Raw genomic sequence first — 5,208 nt, forward strand, 5'->3', positions numbered from 1 at the left:
GTAATATAATGATTACGCTGTATGCACTTATGTTTTTAAACATCTTAGTCCCCCAATTTTAATTCTACTATAGAATTCTTCTTCACTTCTTTGTCTGGCTCAGGTCTTTGCTCTTTAACAAGGCCATCGCCCTCAATCTTTAGCTTAAGTCCAACTTTTTCAGCAAGGCCAAAGGCTTCGTCTCTAGTCATGCCCTTAAAGTCAGGCGTTAGTATGATGTCGTCCTTCTTCGCTTCAACATCAAGCGTTATAACCGTGCCCTTATCAACAAAGACGCCCGGATTAATGCTTTGCGAAATGATTAAAGACTCATCTGTATACTCTGTATATTTAGTGTCAAAGCTTAAAGATAGGTCCGCAAGCTCAAGTCCCGCCTCGCCCATAGTCTTGTTCTTTAAGTCTGGCACTTGTACTTTTTCATTTTGTACTTCACTAACCGCACTTGCTGGCGGTATCTTGTAGTAGTCGATTATAAATTTTGCTACGTCTTGAAAAATAGGTGCCGCTACCAATGATCCATAAGCTACACCGCTGTGTGGCTCATCCACAATTGCTAAAACAACAAATTCTGGCTTATCAATTGGAAATGCTCCAACGAAGGATGATATATAAGCGTTCTTCTTGTACTTGCCGTCAACAATTTTTTGTGCTGTACCAGTCTTACCGCCTATTCTGTAGCCATCTATCCTTGATCTTTTGATGTGACCATCTCTAACAACGCTTTCAAGAAGCTTCTTCATGTGCTCGCTTGTTTCTTCTGAAATAACTCTTCTTCTGACAACGCTCTTTGGCGTTTCAACAACATTGCCAAAGTCATCAACTGTCTTCAAAACTAATTTTGGTTTATAAAGCGTTCCGCCATTAACAACCGCGCATATGGCGTTCGCCATCTGTATAGGTGTAACTGCAAGTCCATGACCATAAGACATAGTCGCTAGTTCAACTGGACCTATAGTGTTAATATTTGTCGGTAGTATGCCTAAACTTTCGCCTGGCAAATCCACTCCACTCTTCTCGCCAAAGCCAAAGGCTTTAGCGTATCTAAGTATATCGTTTTTACCTAAGATATTACCAATTTGAACAAAGGCAACGTTACATGAGTTGTTTAGGGCTTTCGAAATGTTTTGAGTGCCGTGAGCAGTGTGATCGGCGCACGACAAGGTTCTTCCATAAACGTCAATTGAGCCAGAGCATGAAAAGCTCATATTGTCATTAAGCTTGCCCTCTTCAAGTCCTGCCGCTAGGTTAATAACCTTGTATACAGAACCGGGCTCGTATGAGTCACTGATGGCGTTATTACGCCACTTATCGAAGAGGATTTGATTTCTCTCTTCATCACTTGCTTCGTCCCAAACTGTCTCGTCAATATCATCTGGCTTCTTTCTCGGCTCGTTTAGATTGTATCTACCAGTATTTGCTAGAGCAAGTATAGATGAGTCGCGCGGGTCCATAACTATGATGGATACTGATTCAGCACTTTGTTTTTCTCTTGCTTCGTCAGCTATCTTTTCTACTTCTCTTTGAAGTTTTTCATCTATAGTCAAAACTACGTTGACACTTTTTTTGCCTTCGATAATTCTTTCTTCTTGATTAGGAAGTGCGTTAACCATATTGGCTTCAAGCTGTTGAACCTTTTTTGATTCTCTTCCTTCTAGTGCTTCATTTAGCTTAACTTCAAGGCCATTGATACCGACGTTGTCAATATTGTTAAAGCCTATTAGCTGAGATGCAAGGTCATTGAATGGATAGTATCTCTTTGCCTTCTCTTCTACTTCAAGTACTGTTCTAAACTTTACTTTGCCCATACTTTCCTTGAATTTCTTGTAATCATCAAGCTCCATCTCTTCAACTACTCTGATTCTGCTCTCATATGTAATCTTGTCGTAAACGTCTCTTGAGTCTTCTCCAGTCATTTCAGCTATCTTTGAAGCGACCTCTTCAGCTATCTCCTTGTAAGTTTTTTCTCTTTTTAATCTAGCTTCTTCCTTCTCATTTTCATCTTCTTTGAATGGAACGCTCCAGAAAGTCACTATGTTTTTGTTAACTGCCAAGGGCTTGTTGTTCCTGTCGTAGATAAAACCTCTTTGATTACCAAGGCTAACTGCCTTAGTCCATTGACCTACAGCGTACTCTTTATAGCCTTTTGCATCCAATATCTGAACTTTAAATAGCTGTACTAAAAATAATGCAATTATAAATCCAAAAAAAGCCAGAACAACCAAAATCCTATTATACTTGTTAGGAATTTTAGATTTGCCTGTCTTTTTCTTTCTATGTCTATCGCTTGTCGGCGTTTTCATTTTCTTTCACTTTCTTCTATACTTTGGTCAATGTCTGAATCAAGACTAACAATAACTTTATCGTCAATCTCTCTTTCTTCTTTACTGTTTGTATTTATGTTTAATATTTGCGCTTCATTAGGGTAGATCATTCCAAGCTTAGTTCTAGCTTCGTACTCAATCGCACCAGCATTTTTAAGACTTTCAAGCTTTGCAGTTTCGTCTATAAGAGTAGTCTTAAGCCTATTGATCTCAGCGTCACTATGGTTAATAGAGTTTTGCACTCTAGTGATTCTGTCAGCGCAAAAAACAAGCATAGTAAATACAAGACCGATAGCTATAGCGCACAAAACAGTTCTCACGAAGAAAACATTAACGACTCTCTCCTTTGCTTTGGCTTTATGCTTAACGTTCTTTTTTACAAGTGGTTTGCTTACTGTCCTTTCTTGCGAATAAACTGGACTATCATATAATTTTCTCGCTGCAGATGACATAGTGTACCTCCCCTATACTCTTTGAGCTATCCTAAGCTTAGCGCTTTCGCTTCTTGGATTAGCTTTTAATTCTTCTTCGCTTGCTACAAGTGGCTTATTGTTAACAAGCTTTAACTTTCTCTTGTGATTGCATGTGCAGATAATGCTCTCTGGCGGGCAAATGCAATCAAGCGTGTTAAATTTAAATATATCTTTAACGATTTTGTCTTCCATCGAATGAAATGTTATTACAGCTATCCTTCCATCCGTGTTTAAAATGTCGATAGCGTCTTGCAAGGCAGCGTTTAATGCGCCAAGCTCATCATTTACCTCTATCCTTAAGGCTTGAAAAGTCTTTTTAGATGGATGTTTGTTCTCCCTCGCCTTTTTTGGTATTGCCCTCTTAATTACGTCAGTCAGTTCAAATGTAGTCTCTATCGGTTTTTCTTCTCTATATTCACAGATAAACTCAGCTATCCTCCTAGCCCATCTCTCTTGCGAATATTTGTAAATTATTTCTTCTAATTCTTCCTTAGTATATGTATTAACGATGTCGTAAGCAGATTTACCGCTCTCTTGATCCATGCGCATATCAAGCTTCGCGTCCATCCTATATGAAAAGCCTCTATCCTTGTTATCAAGCTGATAAGACGATACTCCTATATCAAGAAGTATGCCGTCTAGGTGATCAATGCCTAAGCTTTGGCAAATGGCTTTGACATTCCTATAGTTATCGTGAACTAATTTAAAATTGCCGCCTACGCTTGATAGCACTTCGTTCGCTTTATTAAGAGCTTCCCTGTCCCTATCGACACCTATTAGTAAGCCATCATCATTCAGTCTCTTTAATATCTCTTGTGAATGGCCCGCTCCGCCAATGGTTCCGTCTAGGTAAATGCCGCTAGGCTTTATATCGAGGCCATCTATCACTTCAGAAAGCATTATAGGTATGTGCTTAAACTCCATAACTACTCTCTCTTTATGTTATTTGCAAGCTCTTCAAGAGGTGCAACAGTTGCTTTGTAGTTCTTATAAACTTCTGTATCCCAAATTTCAATTCTCTTTCTAACGCCAATTATGTAAACGTCGCCCTTTATATCCATCATATCTCTAAGCATTTCAGGTAGCATAACACGGCCGTTCTTGTCCATGTTAGCCTCGTTCATGTAAAGGAACATCTCACGTTCAAATTTTCTGTTTTCTAGAACAGTATCAGGCAAGTCATCGAATTGCTCAAGCTTTTTCTCATAAGTTTCACGGTTATAAATGTAGATACATCTGTCGTATCCCCTTGTGATTATGAAGTCTTTACCAAGTTCATCACGCATTTTAGAGGGTATGATAACCCTCCCGTTTGAATCAATACTATGTTTAAATAAACCCATGAACATTGATAACACCTTCTTAATGCTATTCTAAACATTAATAACCATTTCGAACCATTTCTAGCTTCTTTACAACCATTTTAAACCATTTTCATATATTTTACTAGTAATATTACAATCATGTTACACAAATGTCTAAAAAATACTACTTTAGTAGTATTTTTTGTAGTATTAAAAATATTGCAAAAGAAAAATGACTAGCTTTTTTGACTAGTCATTAATATCTATGGGCTTATTAACTTTTATATAGAGATTATATCATCAGTTAATTTTGTATCTTTTAATTATTTATAACTAATAAGTTTTTTAAACAAATTAACAATTACATTCACTATAATTAAACTTATAAGCGAAATTACCACACATGCAAGCAATATTTTGATTAAACTATATGCGTTTTCATAATGAATGTTATTTAATAATATTGAAAATATAATCACAAAACAAATTAGTAAAAATTTTTTATTTAATTTCATGGTTAACACCTAGTTTTTTCACACCTTTATTTTTATTTCACTTCTTAGCACTTTCATTTAATAATTCAACTTTAAACTCGTTTTTATACACTCTAATTACATCCTCGCCATTAAGTTTAGATAGCTTTGCTTTGCCTATCTCTTCACCTGCATCATTAATTAGTAATACTTCTTTTGTATCAGTATACTCATCTTCAGCTCTTTCCGTTTTTATTGTATTTGATACTATATTAAACTTAATTATCTTATCATCAATCTTAATAGCATCCGTATTAGACATGACTTTGTTAGCTTTGACAAATAAAGTATCTGGATCAAAATATGGATAGTAGACAAAAACTTTATATACAAATGCTAGTAAAGCTATAATTAATACTATCAAAAAAATCTTATCGTTAAGTCTTTTTTCATGGCTTTCCCAAGCCGCATTGTTCTTTTCTTTCATTTGATTCTCACTCCATATCATTCTTTCTAATTTAATACTATCCTTAATTTAAGTATATGCCTTAAATTTATTCATGTCAAATGAGTTCTTGCTTTTTTATGATTTTATTAAATTATAATGAATAAATCTTATCAGCTACCTTTTCAAAAT

5 protein-coding genes are annotated in these 5,208 nt (G+C 35.9%); all 5 read right to left on the reverse strand.

The features are described from left to right. Positions 1–44 precede the first annotated feature (44 nt). The 5 genes from Q0E71_RS06285 to Q0E71_RS06305 all read right to left on the reverse strand — a co-directional run bounded on the left by Q0E71_RS06285 (position 45) and on the right by Q0E71_RS06305 (position 5,058). Positions 45–2,300: a penicillin-binding transpeptidase domain-containing protein gene (locus Q0E71_RS06285; protein ID WP_294797093.1), complete on the reverse strand. Its 2,256-nt coding sequence runs from the start codon at positions 2,298–2,300 to the stop codon at positions 45–47. After that, positions 2,297–2,773 (reverse strand): septum formation initiator family protein, encoded by a 477-nt coding sequence (locus Q0E71_RS06290; RefSeq protein ID WP_294797095.1) that lies wholly within the window; start codon positions 2,771–2,773, stop codon positions 2,297–2,299. The genes Q0E71_RS06285 and Q0E71_RS06290 overlap by 4 nt, the downstream gene beginning before the upstream one ends. 12 nt (positions 2,774–2,785) lie before the next feature. Next, positions 2,786–3,718 (reverse strand): 16S rRNA (cytosine(1402)-N(4))-methyltransferase RsmH, encoded by a 933-nt coding sequence (gene rsmH, locus Q0E71_RS06295; RefSeq protein WP_294797097.1) that lies wholly within the window; start codon positions 3,716–3,718, stop codon positions 2,786–2,788. Positions 3,719–3,720: 2 nt separating this feature from the next. After that, positions 3,721–4,143 carry a division/cell wall cluster transcriptional repressor MraZ gene (gene mraZ / locus Q0E71_RS06300; protein WP_294797099.1) on the reverse strand — a complete coding sequence of 141 codons (423 nt, stop codon included), beginning with the start codon at positions 4,141–4,143 and terminating at the stop codon, positions 3,721–3,723. A 507-nt stretch (positions 4,144–4,650) separates the two neighbouring features. Then, positions 4,651–5,058 (reverse strand): hypothetical protein, encoded by a 408-nt coding sequence (locus Q0E71_RS06305; protein WP_294797101.1) that lies wholly within the window; start codon positions 5,056–5,058, stop codon positions 4,651–4,653. Positions 5,059–5,208: the final 150 nt, after the last annotated feature.

Source organism: uncultured Fenollaria sp. (assembly GCF_934202865.1).
Taxonomy (GTDB): Bacteria; Bacillota; Clostridia; order Tissierellales; family Peptoniphilaceae; genus Fenollaria.

Bases quoted from the DNA above. Each gene is read 5' to 3' on its own strand.
- Q0E71_RS06290 (WP_294797095.1), bottom strand. From the start codon at position 2,773: ATGTCATCTGCAGCGAGAAAATTATATGATAGTCCAGTTTATTCGCAA.
- mraZ (WP_294797099.1), bottom strand. From the start codon at position 4,143: ATGTTCATGGGTTTATTTAAACATAGTATTGATTCAAACGGGAGGGTT.
- Q0E71_RS06285 (WP_294797093.1), bottom strand. From the start codon at position 2,300: ATGAAAACGCCGACAAGCGATAGACATAGAAAGAAAAAGACAGGCAAA.
- Q0E71_RS06305 (WP_294797101.1), bottom strand. From the start codon at position 5,058: ATGAAAGAAAAGAACAATGCGGCTTGGGAAAGCCATGAAAAAAGACTT.
- rsmH (WP_294797097.1), bottom strand. From the start codon at position 3,718: ATGGAGTTTAAGCACATACCTATAATGCTTTCTGAAGTGATAGATGGC.